Source organism: Chitinivorax sp. B, assembly GCF_005503445.1.
Taxonomy (GTDB): domain Bacteria; phylum Pseudomonadota; class Gammaproteobacteria; order Burkholderiales; family SCOH01; genus Chitinivorax.
Window position 1 is genome coordinate 45,918 of record NZ_SCOH01000008.1, and the last position, 16,188, is coordinate 62,105.

At 51.1% G+C, this 16,188-nt stretch carries 14 protein-coding genes and 1 tRNA gene; 3 read left to right on the forward strand and 12 right to left on the reverse strand.

Annotated elements, in window-relative coordinates; translation table 11 throughout:
- Positions 1-168: 168 nt before the first annotated feature.
- From FFS57_RS06905 to queA, 3 genes are all read right to left on the reverse strand, one after another.
- A complete protein-coding gene (locus FFS57_RS06905) occupies positions 169-1,242 on the reverse strand; it encodes a type II asparaginase (RefSeq protein WP_502705898.1) in 1,074 nt (357 codons plus the stop codon).
- 246 nt (positions 1,243-1,488) lie between these two features.
- Positions 1,489-2,301 carry a metallophosphoesterase gene (locus FFS57_RS06910; RefSeq protein WP_137937041.1) on the reverse strand — a complete coding sequence of 271 codons (813 nt, stop codon included), beginning with the start codon at positions 2,299-2,301 and terminating at the stop codon, positions 1,489-1,491.
- A complete protein-coding gene (gene queA, locus FFS57_RS06915; RefSeq protein ID WP_137937042.1) occupies positions 2,298-3,332 on the reverse strand; it encodes a tRNA preQ1(34) S-adenosylmethionine ribosyltransferase-isomerase QueA in 1,035 nt (344 codons plus the stop codon). The genes FFS57_RS06910 and queA overlap by 4 nt, the downstream gene beginning before the upstream one ends.
- 236 nt (positions 3,333-3,568) lie before the next feature.
- Here queA and FFS57_RS06920 point away from each other — a divergent pair.
- The 3 genes from FFS57_RS06920 to FFS57_RS06930 all read left to right on the forward strand — a co-directional run bounded on the left by FFS57_RS06920 (position 3,569) and on the right by FFS57_RS06930 (position 8,887).
- Positions 3,569-3,655, forward strand: a tRNA-Leu gene (locus tag FFS57_RS06920).
- Between the two features lie 613 nt (positions 3,656-4,268).
- Complete coding sequence (locus FFS57_RS06925; RefSeq protein ID WP_171013703.1) at positions 4,269-6,686, forward strand: PAS domain-containing sensor histidine kinase; 2,418 nt, start codon at positions 4,269-4,271, stop codon at positions 6,684-6,686.
- Entirely contained in the window at positions 6,683-8,887 is a 2,205-nt protein-coding gene (locus FFS57_RS06930) for an EAL domain-containing response regulator (protein ID WP_171013705.1), read from the forward strand. The genes FFS57_RS06925 and FFS57_RS06930 overlap by 4 nt, the downstream gene beginning before the upstream one ends.
- Before the next feature lie 25 nt (positions 8,888-8,912).
- Here FFS57_RS06930 and FFS57_RS06935 read toward each other — a convergent pair whose 3' ends face one another.
- The 9 genes from FFS57_RS06935 to FFS57_RS06975 all read right to left on the reverse strand — a co-directional run bounded on the left by FFS57_RS06935 (position 8,913) and on the right by FFS57_RS06975 (position 16,125).
- Positions 8,913-9,140: a sulfurtransferase TusA family protein gene (locus FFS57_RS06935; RefSeq protein WP_137937045.1), complete on the reverse strand. Its 228-nt coding sequence runs from the start codon at positions 9,138-9,140 to the stop codon at positions 8,913-8,915.
- Between the two features lie 86 nt (positions 9,141-9,226).
- Complete coding sequence (locus FFS57_RS06940; RefSeq protein ID WP_137937046.1) at positions 9,227-9,649, reverse strand: DUF3617 domain-containing protein; 423 nt, start codon at positions 9,647-9,649, stop codon at positions 9,227-9,229.
- Complete coding sequence (gene proB / locus FFS57_RS06945; protein ID WP_137937047.1) at positions 9,649-10,794, reverse strand: glutamate 5-kinase; 1,146 nt, start codon at positions 10,792-10,794, stop codon at positions 9,649-9,651. The genes FFS57_RS06940 and proB overlap by 1 nt, the downstream gene beginning before the upstream one ends.
- A gap of 194 nt (positions 10,795-10,988) precedes the next feature.
- A complete protein-coding gene (locus FFS57_RS06950; RefSeq protein WP_137937048.1) occupies positions 10,989-11,426 on the reverse strand; it encodes a metalloregulator ArsR/SmtB family transcription factor in 438 nt (145 codons plus the stop codon).
- A gap of 49 nt (positions 11,427-11,475) precedes the next feature.
- Positions 11,476-11,994 carry a hypothetical protein gene (locus FFS57_RS06955; RefSeq protein ID WP_137937049.1) on the reverse strand — a complete coding sequence of 173 codons (519 nt, stop codon included), beginning with the start codon at positions 11,992-11,994 and terminating at the stop codon, positions 11,476-11,478.
- Positions 11,995-12,169: 175 nt separating this feature from the next.
- A complete protein-coding gene (locus tag FFS57_RS06960) occupies positions 12,170-12,514 on the reverse strand; it encodes a glycoside hydrolase family protein (protein ID WP_137937050.1) in 345 nt (114 codons plus the stop codon).
- Between the two features lie 218 nt (positions 12,515-12,732).
- Positions 12,733-14,079: a sigma 54-interacting transcriptional regulator gene (locus tag FFS57_RS06965; RefSeq protein ID WP_137937051.1), complete on the reverse strand. Its 1,347-nt coding sequence runs from the start codon at positions 14,077-14,079 to the stop codon at positions 12,733-12,735.
- Positions 14,080-14,083: 4 nt separating this feature from the next.
- A complete protein-coding gene (locus FFS57_RS06970; RefSeq protein ID WP_137937052.1) occupies positions 14,084-14,683 on the reverse strand; it encodes a hypothetical protein in 600 nt (199 codons plus the stop codon).
- Positions 14,680-16,125, reverse strand: a complete 1,446-nt coding sequence (locus tag FFS57_RS06975; protein WP_171013706.1) for a HAMP domain-containing sensor histidine kinase — start codon at positions 16,123-16,125, stop codon at positions 14,680-14,682. The genes FFS57_RS06970 and FFS57_RS06975 overlap by 4 nt, the downstream gene beginning before the upstream one ends.
- Between the last annotated feature and the right edge of the window lie 63 nt (positions 16,126-16,188).

The following is a 16,188-nucleotide window of genomic DNA, read 5'->3' on the forward strand; positions in this document are numbered from 1 at the left end:
GCAGAATGCACAGCGTGAAATCCAGCTAGGCGCAAGCCTGCTCCTCTCTCCTAAGATTTATCGGGGTACATTTAGTACCCCGTTTTTTTTGCACTGCAAAAGTCTCACACATTAATAAAGCAGCGGGCTCAGCCGCTGCTTTCATCCATCAGCTCAAGCAAAAACCAATCAGTAGCTATAGAACATCCGCTGGATATCTTTTGTCGAGGTGGTTTTAGTCAATGCCAGCATCAACAAGACCCTGGCCTTTTGCGGGTTTAACGAGTCACTGACGACAAAGTCCAACTCATCGTCCCTAGCCTCTCCATTACGTGCCACAACACCATTACCGACTCGGGAGCTGCGCACAACTACGACCCCCTCCTTACGAGCATCAATCAGACCTGCCTTCATGGGTTCCGAAAAGCTACCGTTCCCCATGCCAGCATGAATTACACCTTTCACACCAGCTTTAACAAAGGCATCCAGCGCCACTCGATTGCTGTTTGCGTAGGCATACACAACATCCACAGCGGGCAGGCTTTCCAGGTCAGAAATATCAAACTCGGATTCGGTAGTATGCTTGCGGGAGGGCTGGCGATAAAAATATGGTCGCCCATCCTGGATGTAACCTAATGCGCCCAACTCGGGAGAACGAAACGTGTTGACCAACATAGTGCTGGCTTTGGTAACGTCACGCGCAGCACTTACTTCATCATTCAATGATACCAACACACCTTTACCAACAGCCTCCTTACTCCCAGCCAAAATCACTGCGTTGTACAAATTAAGTGGACCATCTGCACTCATAGCCGTAGCTGGCCGCATGGAGCCAACCAGCACGATCGGCTTCTTGCTTTTGACAACCAAGTTGAGGAAATATGCGGTCTCTTCCAACGTATCGGTTCCATGTGTAATGACAATACCGTCTACGTCATTCTGCTTTGCAAGCACATTGATACGCTTAGCCAGCTTCAGCCAGTGATCGTTATTCATGTTTTCGCTGCCGATTCGGAACAGTTGCTCGGCACGAACTTGCGAGATCTTCTTGATTTCAGGCACCGCATCAATCAATTGATCCACACCGATTTTACCCGCCTCATAGCCCACTGTGGCCGTGCTACTTGCAGCAGCACCGGCAATGGTACCTCCGGTCGCAACAATAATGATGTTGGGCATTGGTCTAACTGGTTCGGCCTGAACATGGATGGCGGCTGCGCAAAACAGTGCGCCCATTAATCGAGTCAGCATAGTGTTCAACATGGGATTCCTCTTAGTAACGCCGCGAAAATGGCAAAACATGCGACAAGACAGATGGTCTTACCTGAGGCTACTGGCGGGGTAGTGTGGATATCTCGTAAGGGATACGCACAATAGTCAAATCAACTACATTGCTGACAGGCGTAATTTATTTACTGATAAACGGAAGAAAAACGAAGTTCTTAATCTGAGTTTACTCAATACCCTTTGTCATACAACGCAGCATCAAGTAATTGGTACCGACGATTTTTATTCGTGACATGCCAAAGGGCGAGCCAAGCGGACAATATGTCCACCATCAGGTAGACGCTCCAGCATTGTCAGACGCATGGGCAAGCCACTATCCTGATCTCCCACCCAAACGTTGCCCTGATAGCCCGCGCCAGTATCAACAAAACAATGGGAATAAATTGTTACAGGATGCGGCACTGGGTTATGCCCACAGTAGGTCAATGACAGCCCTGGATAGAAATCAGGTTCAGCATCGGACAGGGCAGCCAATCCTGCCTCGTAAGCCAACACCCTTGCCCAAGTCAACGTTTCGATCACTGGACTATCGTCTGGCCAAGCTTGATTATCAATATCGGTATCAGTCCACAACATGACAGGATCAGGACAAGCCAGCAAATGTGCGTGGACCATGTTGAATCGCCTGGACGAATTTTGACCTACCACAATAATATGTGGTAGGTCCATGACTGCACCTGATAATGACCATAACTCGTCGTCCATGGCATCAATCAGCTCATCGGCCCAAGTCCCACCATTGACCCGATGAAACATACGTCGCGTACCATCCGGATCTGCCATTGCATCCAACAGCAACCGCTCATGGTTACCCTGTACAGTATGTAACCAAGGCTGGCGCAGCAGCCGCAAGCAATCCAGCGAACGCGCGCCACGATCTACTAGATCCCCCGTAGCAAACAATCGATCGACAGCTGGATCGAAATTGACACGTTCCAACATGGTAATCAAGTCATCCAGGCAGCCATGAACATCTCCGACGATAAAATCGCGCCCTTTGATGTTTTCCGGCAAGTAGGAGACCTTGGGAATCATGGCTGAGGCTGCCTGTCGATCAGCATTGCATCACCATAACTGAAAAAGCGATAACGTGCCCCAACTGCATGTTGATAGGCATGTTTTACATACTCATAGCCGGCAAAAGCGCTGACCAGCATCAGCAAGGTGGATTTTGGCAAATGAAAATTGGTCAGCAGGCGATCAACCGTTTTGAAATAATATCCTGGCGTGATGAAAATGTCTGTCTCACCCTGGCCACCTTGTAGACTACCTTGCTGTGACGCAGCTTCCAATGCACGCAAACTTGTTGTACCCACTGCAGTGATTCGCCGCCCCTCCTGCTTTGCCTGCTCTACTATGGCCGCGGTAGCGGTTGGCACGTCATACCATTCCCGATGCATTTTATGCTCAGCAATATTGTCTACACGTACCGGTTGAAAAGTACCAGCACCAACATGCAAAGTCACCTCCGCCAGTATCACGTCCATTTTCCGCAGCAAACTCAACATCGCTTCGTCAAAATGCAAACCTGCTGTAGGCGCTGCAACCGCTCCTGGTGCCTGGGCAAAGATTGTCTGATAGCGGGTTTCATCCTCGCTATCAGGATGATGCCCAATATACGGAGGAAGTGGTAAACGCCCAGATTGCTCCAGAATCGAAAACACATTATCCTCATCCAGAAAACGCAGATGGAACAATTCGTTACAGCGACCAACCATCTCGACACGCCATCGGTCAGCCAACACCAAATAGGCACCAGGCCTGGGAGAGCGACTGGCGCGAATATGTGCCAGCACTTCATGCTCACTCAAGATCCGCTCGACCAACACTTCGACTTGTCCACCGCTTTCCTTTTGACCAAACAAACGTGCCTTGATGACCTTCGTATTGTTGAACACCAACACATCACCCGCACGCAACAACATCGGCAAATCAGCAAATCGCTTATCTTCCAAGCTACCGTTTGTTCCATTTAGCGTTAGCAGCCGACTACCAGCACGTTCGTCAGCTGGATGTTGGGCTATCAATTCATCAGGCAAGTAGTAATCGAAATCTTCAGTTCGCATTGCAAGACCAACACATCAATTTTTCGAATCAAATCGGATAACAGCCACTTAGGCCGATATTCTGGAATTTCATATGCATTTTCCACCACTTAAACACGCCATACAGCCACTCGGCACGAAAAATGCAGTGGCGAAGTATAACTTATGACTCGATTAATGTGGAAAAGTGCTTGCCATCGTCGACTCATTGATACATAATCCGCCGCCTAACTTGATTGCAAGTCAGTTAACCACCTGCCCAGGTGGCGAAATAGGTAGACGCAGCAGACTCAAAATCTGCCGGTGGCAACACCATGCCGGTTCGATTCCGGCCCTGGGCACCAAATCTAAAACATCAAGCCCGCTCTAGCGGGCTTTTTGTTTGCCTGCGCATCCCCCACAAAATGTTTATATTGAAGTCATCTTCTTGATTGCGGATGACGCGTGTCCATGGTTTTCTCCCCAGTCCTAGTAGCCACCAATACCTGGCTTGGAACCATGTACAATCAACCAACAGCCATGGAACAGGCTAGATGCTGTTTCATGACCGGATAAGACGGATAACCCGTCATGCACGACCTTTCACCTTCCGCTACCACTAGTTCCCCTCCTGGCTTACCCGAAGGGTTAGTCTCCACGCAGTTACTAGATAAACTGTTTACAGGAATAGTGATCATCAGCCCTCACGGCATACTTTGTTATTGCAATGGCACTGCAGCCACCCTGTTACAGGACAATGAAGCTGAACTTATCGGCCAGAACACCCAGAAAGACTGGCAATGGCAGACATTCTCTGGTATGTCACTAGCAACAGCAGACACCCCCCTTGCTTCAACACTTGCAGGACAACAAAACTACCCAGCCAAGCATATCCAACTGTCTCTTGGCCAAAAGTCTCCCATAAGTCTGCAAGTTGCAAGCCACAGATTATCAACAGAAAATGGAGAAATCTGGGCCTTGTTGGAGCTCAGCGCCCCCACCTCCCAACAGATATCTGCGGATGGAAATGAAACATTTCGCGCTATTCTTGACGAAGCCACAACTATCGCTGTTCAGGGCTACGATGCGCAACGCCGTGTTACCTATTGGAACAAAGCAAGCGAGACCTTTTTTGGGTTTACAACAGCAGAAGCACTTGGGCACACCATTGAGTCGCTGGTGTTGGACCCCACAGACCATACCGCCTTTGTTGATGAGTTCGAGCAGATTCTGAATGGCCGGATTCAGCCCAAGCCTCGCGAATATTTGGCCCAACGCAAGGATGGCAGCCGAATTGAAGTATATTCAACACAAGTACCGATCACACTTTCAGACGGCCGTCACGAGCTTTACTGTATCGACATCGATCTATCGGAGATCAAGGAGTTGGAGCGAGAGCTGGGCTATTACTACACCCGCTTACGTGCACTCTCAGATGCTTCGACATTCGGCATTCTCGGCATCGACCCTGAAGGTTACATCAATTACGCCAATGTCAACCTGCAGCGCATTACTAACCGAACAGCCGGGGAGCTCTTGAATCGGTTATGGTACGCAGACCTGCTGATTGATGATTCCCCGCTTGCCATTGAAGCGTGGGAAAATGCTATTAACAAACAACAACCCACATCCATTGAAGCTCGCTACCCCACTGCAGAAGGCCAGTTGCGCTGGCTGCGCTACAGCTTGGCCCCTTTGCCGCTAGGTGACGGCAGGACAAGCATTGTCGCCAATGTAGAGGATATCAGCGACCGTAAGCAGATGGAGCAGGCCCTGCTGGAAAGCGTAGAAAAGTTTGAAACCACCTTCCGCTTGTTACCCGACTTGGTTGTCCTCACCGATTTAGCAAGTGGCAACATACTGGATATCAATGATCAGGTTCTCTCGCTAACAGGCTATCAGCGGAACGAAGTGCTTCATGAGGCAGGTTCCTCCCTCACATTATGGATTGATACGGATATTCACCAAACCCTGGTGGCAGAATTGAACAGACTCCACGAGGTCCGTCTGCGAGTGATCCCTTTGAGACGGAAGGATGGCACCATCCGACAGGTTGAGTATTCAGCATCGACCAGCAAGATTGCCAGCCATGTCGTGATGATTTCGGTTCTGCGGGATATCACAGACAATTTGATGCTTGCGTCGCAGCTTCACGAAAGCCGTACGCGGTTTGAAGCCGTATTTGACCTGATCCCGGAATTGTTGGTTTTTACAGATCTGAATACCGGTGAAGTGCTCAACGTCAATCGGCATGGTGAAGCTTTGCTTGGTTATTCTGTAATAGAAATGGTGGGCAAATCAGCACTTGATCTAGGTATTTGGGTCAACCCAGAGCAGCGTCAGCTCATGCTAATGCAGCTACAACAAGGTCAATCCGTTCAGTCCATGGAGGCAGAGTTTCGCCACCGCAATGGACACACCGTATGGGTAGAGCTCTCCGCAGCTGCATTTGAACAATGTGGCCGCATGATGATGTTGGCTGCCGTGCGGGACGTGACTGAGCGGCACCATCTGCAGACTGCCATGCAACATCTGAATACGGAATTGGAGCAGCGTGTCGAATCACGCACCATTGAGTTGAAAAATGCGCTGACAACTCTACACAACGCGCAAGATGAGTTGATACACCGAGAAAAACTCGCCACTTTAGGCTCACTGGTCGCCGGCATTTCGCACGAGCTGAATACGCCAATTGGCAATGCCGTAACAGTTGCCAGCCTGCTGGAAGCGCGTGCCAAAGAAATGGCCAATACCCTGCAGACCGGCTCCCTTCGCCGGTCTGAATTTGAATCCTATATTTCAGCAACCTATGATGCCGTCACCCTGCTCTTACGCAATCTGGGCAATGCGCGTGATCTGATTACAAGTTTCAAGCAAGTTGCAGTAGATCAGACCAGTGAAAAACGGCGCCCCTTTGATCTTAAATCGGTACTTGAAGAAGTCCTGGCAACGTTGGCGCCACGCTTCAAGCATCTACCCTACCGTCTTTCACTGGATCTGACCCCCAACATAGCCATGGACAGTTTTCCCGGTCCATTGGGGCAGGTACTGACCAATCTTGTGAACAACGCCTTGTTACACGCGTTCGAGGAACGTACAACGGGCACGGTATACGTAATTGCGCGACAACGCGATTCCATGCATGCTACGCTGATAGTGCGTGACAACGGCATTGGCATTCCGCCTGAAAATATGAACAAAATCTGGGATCCATTTTTCACAACCAAGCTCGGTAGCGGGGGCAGTGGCCTCGGCCTGAATATCGTATACAACATCGTGACCCATGTTCTTGGTGGCCAGATTAAAGTGGAAAGCCAGCCAAGAACGGGCACATGCTTCACATTGACCCTGCCCTTATCAGCTCCTCTGAAAAGCGAATCAGGAGGTGCGGCATGAGTCATGATGATGAACTGTTGCACTTTGCCGATGAACACGAAACACCCGAGCAGGTACCACCGGACGGGCAGCACTGGCTGGTATTGATTGTCGATGATGACAAAGAAGTTCATCACGTGACGACGTTCGCTCTGCGTGAAGCCATCATCCATCATCGCCGCCTCTCCTTCCTGCACGCCTATTCTGCGGCAGAAGCCGAACGCATTCTGACGGAGCGACACGACATTGCCGTTGTTCTGCTAGACGTCGTCATGGAACGGGAAAATGCAGGACTGGAACTAGTCAAAACCATTCGCGAGCAGCTTGGTCTGCATGAAGTCCGGATCGTATTGCGAACTGGTCAGCCTGGCTACGCACCAGAGCTTTCAGCCATTCGCGATTATGATATCAACGACTACAAGACCAAATCTGAGCTGACGCTGACCCGCCTGCTCACCACAATGACCACAGCCCTACGATCATATGAGCAACTGCGTACCATTGCATCCGGCCAACGGGGCTTGGACATGATTGTGCACGCCGCCCCAGACCTGTTCGCACGACGCACCATGGATAGCTTTGCAGAAGGTGTCGTCAATCAACTATCAGCTCTACTGGAAGAACCTCCTCAAGGATTGGTTTGCGTACAACAGCACGCTGAAGGCGAGACCATTATCAGCGCCACTGGTCCGCAGGCCGCCTGGATTGGCCAACCGCTTGAATCGTTGCCGCAGGCGGATGTTCGCCACCTTGTCGGCAAGTGCCTGGAAGAGCAAGCTCATGTGCATGATCACCATGCCATTGCGCTTTATTTTTGCTCCCGCGCCAATGATCGCATGGTGGTCTACCTGCCTATTCACAAGCAACTGGCGCAAATCGATCTGAAATTACTGGAAGTGTTCTGCACCAATATTGCCGTCGGCTTTGAAAGTGTAGAGCTGTTTCAACGCTTACATGACTTTGCCTTCTCTGATCTGCTGTGCGAAATTCCCAACCGCGCCGGTCTGGTGCAAATGATTGACGAACAACGTCAACGTGGTTTACTGGATGGTCAATTGATCGCATTAGTCGACATCGATCACTTCTCAGAAATCAATGATGCGCTAGGCCACGAAAATGGGGACCGCCTGCTACGCGCCATTGCTGAGCGTCTTCGTACCGCCCTACCTGCCAATAGCAAACTGGCTCGAATCAATGCAGATACCTTCGGTATTTTTGGGCCAGAGAACGAACTGAAACCAGAAGCCCTGATGGCATTGTTTGATCCCCCTTTTGAAGTTGGCGAATACAACCTTCGAGTAGGCGGTACCATCGGCTTGGTCAGACTGGATGTTACCGATGGCAGCGGCCTTACCGCGTTGAAGTGCGCCAATATTGCACTAAATCGCGCCAAAAATGATCAACGCGGTCGCTTTTGTTATTACACCCAGGAGATGGAACAACACACACGACAGCGGCTCACTTTGCTACATGATCTGCGTGCCGCCATTGATGCAAGATTGTTACAGCTTTTCTATCAACCACAAATCAATCTGGCCGATGGACGGCCTGTTGGAGCAGAAGCACTCATTCGCTGGCCCGTCCAAGGCGGATTCATTCCGCCTGATCAGTTCATTGGGTTGGCAGAATACTCTGGCCTGATCATTGAACTGGGTGAATGGGTGATGCGTGTGGCCTGCCAGCAGGCGCAGCAATGGTCAGAACTCGGCTTTACGTGGATGCGGATCGCAGTCAATGTCTCTGTGGTTCAGTTTCGCAGCCCGGATTTTGTCAGTACCGTTGCCAAAGTACTTCAGGAAACCGGCATTGAACCAGCTCGATTGGAACTGGAAATTACCGAATCCGTCGCCATGCAAAGTGCTACTGACATGGAATCCATTCTGAAACAGCTGAAATCACTGGGTGTCACCATGGCAATCGACGATTTCGGCACGGGTTTTTCGTCACTCTCATACCTGCAGCGCTTGCCAGTAGATCGACTAAAAATCGACCGGGCATTTGTTAAGGAGATGGGCAATCATTCCGGACGCAGCAGTATTGCCGACATGATTGTGCGTCTGGGACATGAATTGGGTATGACGGTAATTGCCGAGGGCGTGGAGACTCACCAGCATGTGAACGCCCTGAGGCAGATGGGCTGCCAGGAAGCCCAAGGCTTTTTCTACAGTAAACCACTGCCTGCAGCAGAGTTTCTGTCCTGGCTAACGCCATTCAAATCGTGAAAAGACGAACTACTGGATAACTCGTTTATTTCCGCTGCATCCAGAACAGGAACTTACCTTGCTCCTCGCTACTTTGCAGGAGCTGATTCCCGGTTTGACGAGCAAAGGCTTCGAAATCCTTTGGAGTGGCTGGATCAGTCGCAACCACTTTCAAAACCTGACCAGATGTCATATCAGCCAAGGCTTTCTTGGTTCGCAAGATAGGCAATGGACAGTTAAGTCCAGACAGGTCAATTTCCTTATCGACGAGCATCGGAAAAATCCTTCATTGGTATGAACCGTTTCAATCCATCGGGTAAAGACAAACACAACCTTTAAGACCGACCTACGCAAGTTGGATTACTTGCAATCACCCATGCGCTTGCCGCTGTAGGTCTGCACCAAGTTCTTTTTATAAGTATTGGAATCAAGTACAGACTTAGTACTTCCAGTAATCGATGTTGCCGCCAATTGAACACTGCCTTCGGCCGTCACTTTGGGATAGCCGAAACAGTTCATGTTATAGGTGATCTTGCCTGCAACATCCTTTCGATTGACAATTTCGCAGCCATCAGGCATGGCGCCAGGCACCATGGGTACAATCTTCAACAAGTTATCGACATCAACAGTAGCAATACACCTGTTCAGCTTCAATGGATGCTGCGCGGGTGGCAGGCCCTCCATCTCATTCTTAATAGTGAATTCCCATTGTCCGGGTTGTACCCCCGCAGCCGTTACTGCCGAGGAAAATCCCAGAAGACACCACATCACACCTTTGAACATCACTTCGCCTTTCCGGTTACCGGGGAAACAACGATCAGATTGTCCCGGTGAATCAGCTCGGGTTCATCCACATAGCCGAGCACACTTTCAATTTGTTTGCTGGGTATCCGCATAATTCGGCGCGCTTCATCAGCAGAATAGTTGACAAGCCCTCGCGCCACTTCCTGCCCTTCAAACGTCATGCAACTAACCATTTCACCGCGAAGGAATTCGCCTTGCACATCAACTACCCCGACAGGCAACAGACTGAACCCATCTTTACGCAATGCTTGTACCGCACCATCATCCAGCACCAAACAGCCAGCCACTTGCAAGTGATCAGCAATCCATTGCTTGCGGGCTGCCAATGGAGTGGTTCGCGAAATCAGCTGCGTTCCAATCACCTCTCCCTGAGCAAGCCGTGACAATACGTGGCCCTCCCGCCCGGAAGCAATGACAGTATGCGCACCACTACGGGCCGCACGTTTCGCAGCCAGTATTTTTGTCAACATGCCGCCAGTACCAACATTACTGCCTGCACCACCTGCCATTTCTTCAAGATCAGGATGGCCCGCTTCGGCCTCGTTCACAAAGCGGGCATCTGGATACTTACGTGGATCAGCCGTATATAAACCTTGTTGATCGGTCAGAATGATCAATGCGTCAGCATCAATCAAGTTGGTGACCAATGCACCCAAAGTGTCATTGTCGCCAAATTTGATCTCAGCAGTAACAACCGTGTCGTTTTCGTTGATAATGGGGATAACACCCATACCCAGCAAGGTCAGCAGAGTAGAACGGGCATTCAGGTATCGGGTTCGATCCGACAGATCTTCATGTGTAAGTAGGATTTGTGCAGTACGCAGGCCATGCTCACGGAAACAGGTTTCATAGGCTTGCACCAAGCCCATTTGCCCAACAGCAGCAGCAGCCTGCAACTCATGCAGTGCTTTCGGACGACTTCGCCAACCCAGGCGTTGCATGCCTTCGGCAATGGCCCCGCTGGAAACCAGCACCACGGCCTTGCCAGCACGATTCAGCGCCGCGATCTCTGCAGCCCAGCGCTGTAACGCAACATGATCCAAACCCCGACCATCGTTGGTGACCAGACTGCTGCCTACTTTGACAACCAGCCGATGTGCGTCGGCGATGACGGAACGGAGCATGGTGAATTTTCACGAGCGTGTCGAACAGGCTCGCTATTATAGGCCCACCCTTGACGATGGGAAAGCCACTACCGTAGCGCGGTACGCAAGAGTCATTGTCCACTGAGGAAAAAACAGGGCCGATCGATACCGATCTCATCGGCCCTGCCAGGGCAATAAACCCCGGTTATCCAGCAGCATAGAACTGATATGAATCAACGTACCAAGCGTACACCTGCATCAAATACGGTTGCTGACCCACCGGCAACACGCGGCTGCATTGGAGTAACAGTCGTCGGAGCGGTCGGGCGGCTCTCTCGAATCGGGCGATCCGGCATCGACAGCAGACGATTACGATCACGCACCAGCAACTGAGTCGACTCACCAGCTTGCGCCATCAACTGTACGATCTTGAATGCCCAAGCAGGCAGTTGCGGATTGATACGGTAATACATCCATACACCATCCCGGCGAACGGCCAACAGCTTGGATTGACGCATCTTGGCCAAGTGGCGTGACACCTTGGGCTGTGCGCAATCAACTGCATGGCACAGTTCGCAAACGGAAAGTTCGTCTTCGGTCAACAACAGTGACAGCATGCGGCGGCGTGTCTCATCGGACAAAACGTTGAAGAAATCGATATCGGTAATCATGTTGGTACGGTCCTCGCTGGCTGGTTTAACACACTACTTTGTTTAATTATCAAATCGAGACAACCAATGCTCCGTCGTCATCGAAGTACGGCAACCTGGGCGGTTGTGATACATCAATCTTTCGCGTTAGCCGCCCGGTTGAATCAAACTGGATCAGCTCTCGCGTTTCCAGCTTGTAACTCAGGTTGCATGGGTCTTCCCATGCGGCCTCCAGCTGTTGTGTCGAGCTAGCCCAGAATGCTGGACACCAGATGGCATCACTGGCTTTCAATGTGGCACGATCACCACAAACATCCTGCATTTTCTGTGAAGGCAGCGCGTCGTAGAGGCGCACATTCAACTGGAACCGCGACATTTGCGCCCATCGTTTGAGCGCAGACAGACCAAGCAGCAGTTCCAGATGAATCTGCTCCGCCGCTGCACGAGGATGTTTCGTTACAGCGTAAAGATAACGTTTCAACTGCTCACAATAAGGGTTCATCAACAGAACACGTAATTCGCGAAAGGTTGACTCACTCGTCAACGGGAAATCCGATAACTCGGCTCCCGTTCCACCTACAAAATACATGACAGCGTGTCGACTTGGCTGATGCCACAGGCTTTGTCGCTGTTTTGCACGATCCCTTTGGACCTGTGCCGGAAAATGTTCAGAACGCAACATCCGGTTAAAGTCTGCCAAATCGCGCACCTCGTTTTTATCTGCTGTTATTCAGGCCCGCAGCCAACAACACTCAATAATTCAATTACTTCTTAGTCCAACTATCGCCGTTGCCAACCACCACAAAATCACCGCTATGGGTTTGGGGCGTCTCAACGGCGATCTCTTTTCCCGGCTTCACCGTTTTTTCCAAGGCAACCACTGCCGTTTTTCTGGACTTCTCATCTACTACACCAGACAACTGCGGCGCCACGGCAGGCTGTGCTACCTCTATTGGATGCACCGGAGCGACATTGTCCGCTTGCTCCGCCAATCGCACTGACTCAGGCTTGTACTCGACTGCCTCATAGGCAGACAGCAGATTCAACCCGATCATTGCCATACCGGCGGTTAGGCTGACTGCATAAAGTGTGGTGTCAAATCGTTTCATGTTTCGCCTTTTCAGGCCGGTGAAATCAGCACCGGCAATCCTGTATAAGCACATTCCATGCCAAAAACGAAAATTCACGCAATATCAATTACATATAAAATAAATCTAATTTACCAAAACAAAAGACTGTCGCCGTTTAGCGACAGCCTTTTTTCGTAAAAAAATAAATCAATTAAAAACAACATATTACAGTGTCGCCAATCGACGACAAATTTGATTCATTTGTCATCTTTAAACGACGCAGGATCCAGCTCGTGACGCTCAAGTAATTTATAAAACTCAGTCCGGTTACGTTTTGCCAATTTTGCTGCCTGCGACACGCTGCCATTGGTAATCTTCAGCAGTTGTATAAGGTAATCTCGCTCGAACCCTCGACGGGCCTCTTCAAACGAAGTGATCCCTTCCCCCTGGCGAGCCAGCACCATTTCCACAGCAGCACCAGACACCACTGATGTGGTACAAAGCGCTACTACCTGCTCAATTACATTCTGCAACTGACGAACATTGCCAGGCCAGGTACTGGTAACCAAATGTTCAATCGCTTCTGGTGAAAAACTGTTGATCTCCTTGCGATAACGAGGTGCCAGCATCTGCAGAAAATGCATGGCAAGCAATGGAATATCCTCACGTCGCTTATCCAGTGACGGCAAACTCAATGACACCACGTTAAGCCGGTAATACAGATCCTCCCGGAACACCGCATCGCGAATAGCTGCCAGCAGATCCCGATGTGTGGCAGAAATGACCCGCACATCGATATCCACCAACTTGACCGCTCCAACAGGACGAACCTGCCGATCTTGCAACACCCTCAATAACTTGACCTGCAGACTCAATGGCATATCACCGATTTCATCCAGCAACAGGGTGCCACCATTTGCAGCCTGAAACAGTCCAGTATGGTCACGTTGCGCACCTGTGAACGCCCCCTTCACATGACCAAACAGCTCAGACTCAAGCAGATGCTCCGGAATGGCACCACAGTTGATGGCGATAAATGGCTTGTCATGACGATGGCTAGCGGCATGAATCGCACGGGCCAATACCTCCTTACCTGTACCACTCTCGCCCTGGATTAGTATGCTGGCATCACCCTGCGCAACCAAAGCCGCCTTGGTCAGCACTTCTTGCATCTGCGGATTGCGGGTTTGAATTGCATCACCAAAAGGCGTGGCATGCAGCCCTTCCACAACCGGGGCTGATGTACGAAGCGCCTGGGCCACCTCATCGAGCAAGACCTTGCCATCCACCGGTTTTGCCAAGTAACCAAACACCCCGCGGCGGGTCGCGGCCACGGCGTCAGGAATGCTGCCATGCGCAGTCATGATGATGACCGGTAGGCCAGGATGTGTACGATGCACAACATCAAACAATGCCAGGCCATCCATACCTGCCATCCTCAGATCGGTGACAATCAGTGACGGTCTAGTTTGTGCAAGTGTCACCAGCGCCTCCTCCGCGCTGCTCGCTGCAATCACGTCATGACCAGCACTGGTCAAACGAAGATTGAGCAAGCGCAATAAGTCAGCATCGTCGTCAACTATCAGAATACGTGTCCCAGGCATCTATTCAGCTCTTTCTTCCAGCCTTGCGGAGCTGCAGCTCCAAGGTTTTCAGGGCTTCCAGCTTGGTCTGCAGATCATTGGCCCGCAGGGCTTGCTGTTCAGCTCTCTCCTGTGCCGTTTCGGCCTTACGTTGCTCTTCCTTGATCCGAATGGCCGCTTGCTCTGCACCGTCTTCCAGACGCTTCATTTCACCGGCCATTACCGCGAGCAAATTGACCAATGGACGCCTTACATCATCACCACGACCTTCACGTTGTGCGAGATCCAGCAACATCATGGCACGCTCCAATTCCTTGGCACGTGCACCGGGCTGCAAATACAGCATGGCCAGCTGAATACGCCGCTGATCGTTACGATCTCTGACGTAAGCAACACGTACCGCCTCCAATTCCCGTGCCAGTTCCGCAGAAGGTAATTTACGAACCCGCTCCCAATATTGCAGCAACTCATCCAGATCATTACGTGGTACAACCGCTGCGGCTTTAGCATCGGTTTCAACCTTGATGGGCCTGTTTGCATCCCCCCGCTCTGACTTGCCAGTCAGAACATGACAACCGGTCAGCCACAACGTAGCCAGCAATGCAATCGTGCAGTGCTTTGTCATAGTGCTTCATCAGTCCAATATGAAATAGGCAAGCGCACACGAAAATGCGCACCCTGTTCGCGATCACAGACTTCAATCGAACCGGCCAATGCCCGCACGAATTCAGCCACAATAGCCAACCCCAAGCCTGAGCCGGGTACAGGTCCTTGCTCAGGGGCTGCCCGATGATAAAAACGCTCAAAGATCTTCGTCCGCTCACTGCGTGGGATGCCAGGCCCTTCGTCAATCACATCCACCCACAACTGATCATCATGTTGCGCCAAGCCAAGTTGAATCGCAGACTGCGGCGGTGCATGTTTGATGGCATTGGATAGCAGATTATCGATGATCACCCTCAGCTTCTCCGCATCCGTTTCGGTGACGGCACGCGGGCAAACCAACTGAATGTCGATGGACTTGTTCAGTGCCTGCATTTGCAAGCCACTCATAACCTTGCGCACCAATTGTTTGAGTGGCACCAGCTCCAACTTGACTTGGCGTGCTTGCGACTGCACGGCACCGTATTGCAACAGCTCCTCAATCTGACGTTGCAAGCGGATGGCATTCTGTCGAAGAATACCAGCGACCTCTTTCTGGGTTGGTGTTAGTGCACCCAATGAGCCATCAGACAGTAGATCCGCCCCCTCGCGCAAAGCGGAGAGTGGTGTTTTCAAATCATGTGACACCTGCTGTAAAAAGCGGGTTTTCTGCTCTTCCACTTCTCTCAACTGTTCACGCAACCAGTCCAATCGTTGCCCTAAGCGGCGCAGATCCTGTGGCCCATCCACCTCAATCGGTGTACGCAGATCCCCCCGCCCCAATTGGGCAATCGCGGCCTCAATGCCACGTACAGGCCGCGCCAGCATCATTGCAAATACAATGATCAGGCCCAGTGCAACCGGCATCATCATCCATAGTTGCTTTAGCACGATGTTGCGAGAATGTGCCGCCATATCACTCATCGACTCCACTTCCCGCTCAATGAGTGCATCGCTCTCCTTCAATACGATGCTCATTGCCTGCCCAAGTTCCTCATATCGATCCAGCGCTGCCACCAGCCGATCGATTGATGCTGCGTGGACATTGACCTCGGTATCGATCTGAGCCTCCAACTGGCCCAGATTCTGCAAGTAGTGGCGATATCGCTGACGAAGAGCCAGTTGCTTGAGCGATGCCATGGTCTTACCAAAATCGGCATGTGCACTACGATAGGCATCCAGAAAGTCTGCATCGCCCAAAATAGCGTATTGCCTGATATTCCGCTCCATCCGGTCCGTCTCGTCCGCAAGTTCGCGGGCTCCCTGTGCGAAGCGAGTGGCTTGTATTACTGCCCGCTGACTTTGCTTGGAAAGCTTGTCGATAGACAACGCACTGGTGATCAAGGCAAGGGCCAGCGGCAATCCCACCAGCGTAAAACCGATGACAACCAGCATGAGAAACGACTTGGGATAACGGACCTGCATGCTCTTGTCGAATTTGATGTTAGCCAAACATCATATGGCAACTTGATTGAAAGCTACAATGGC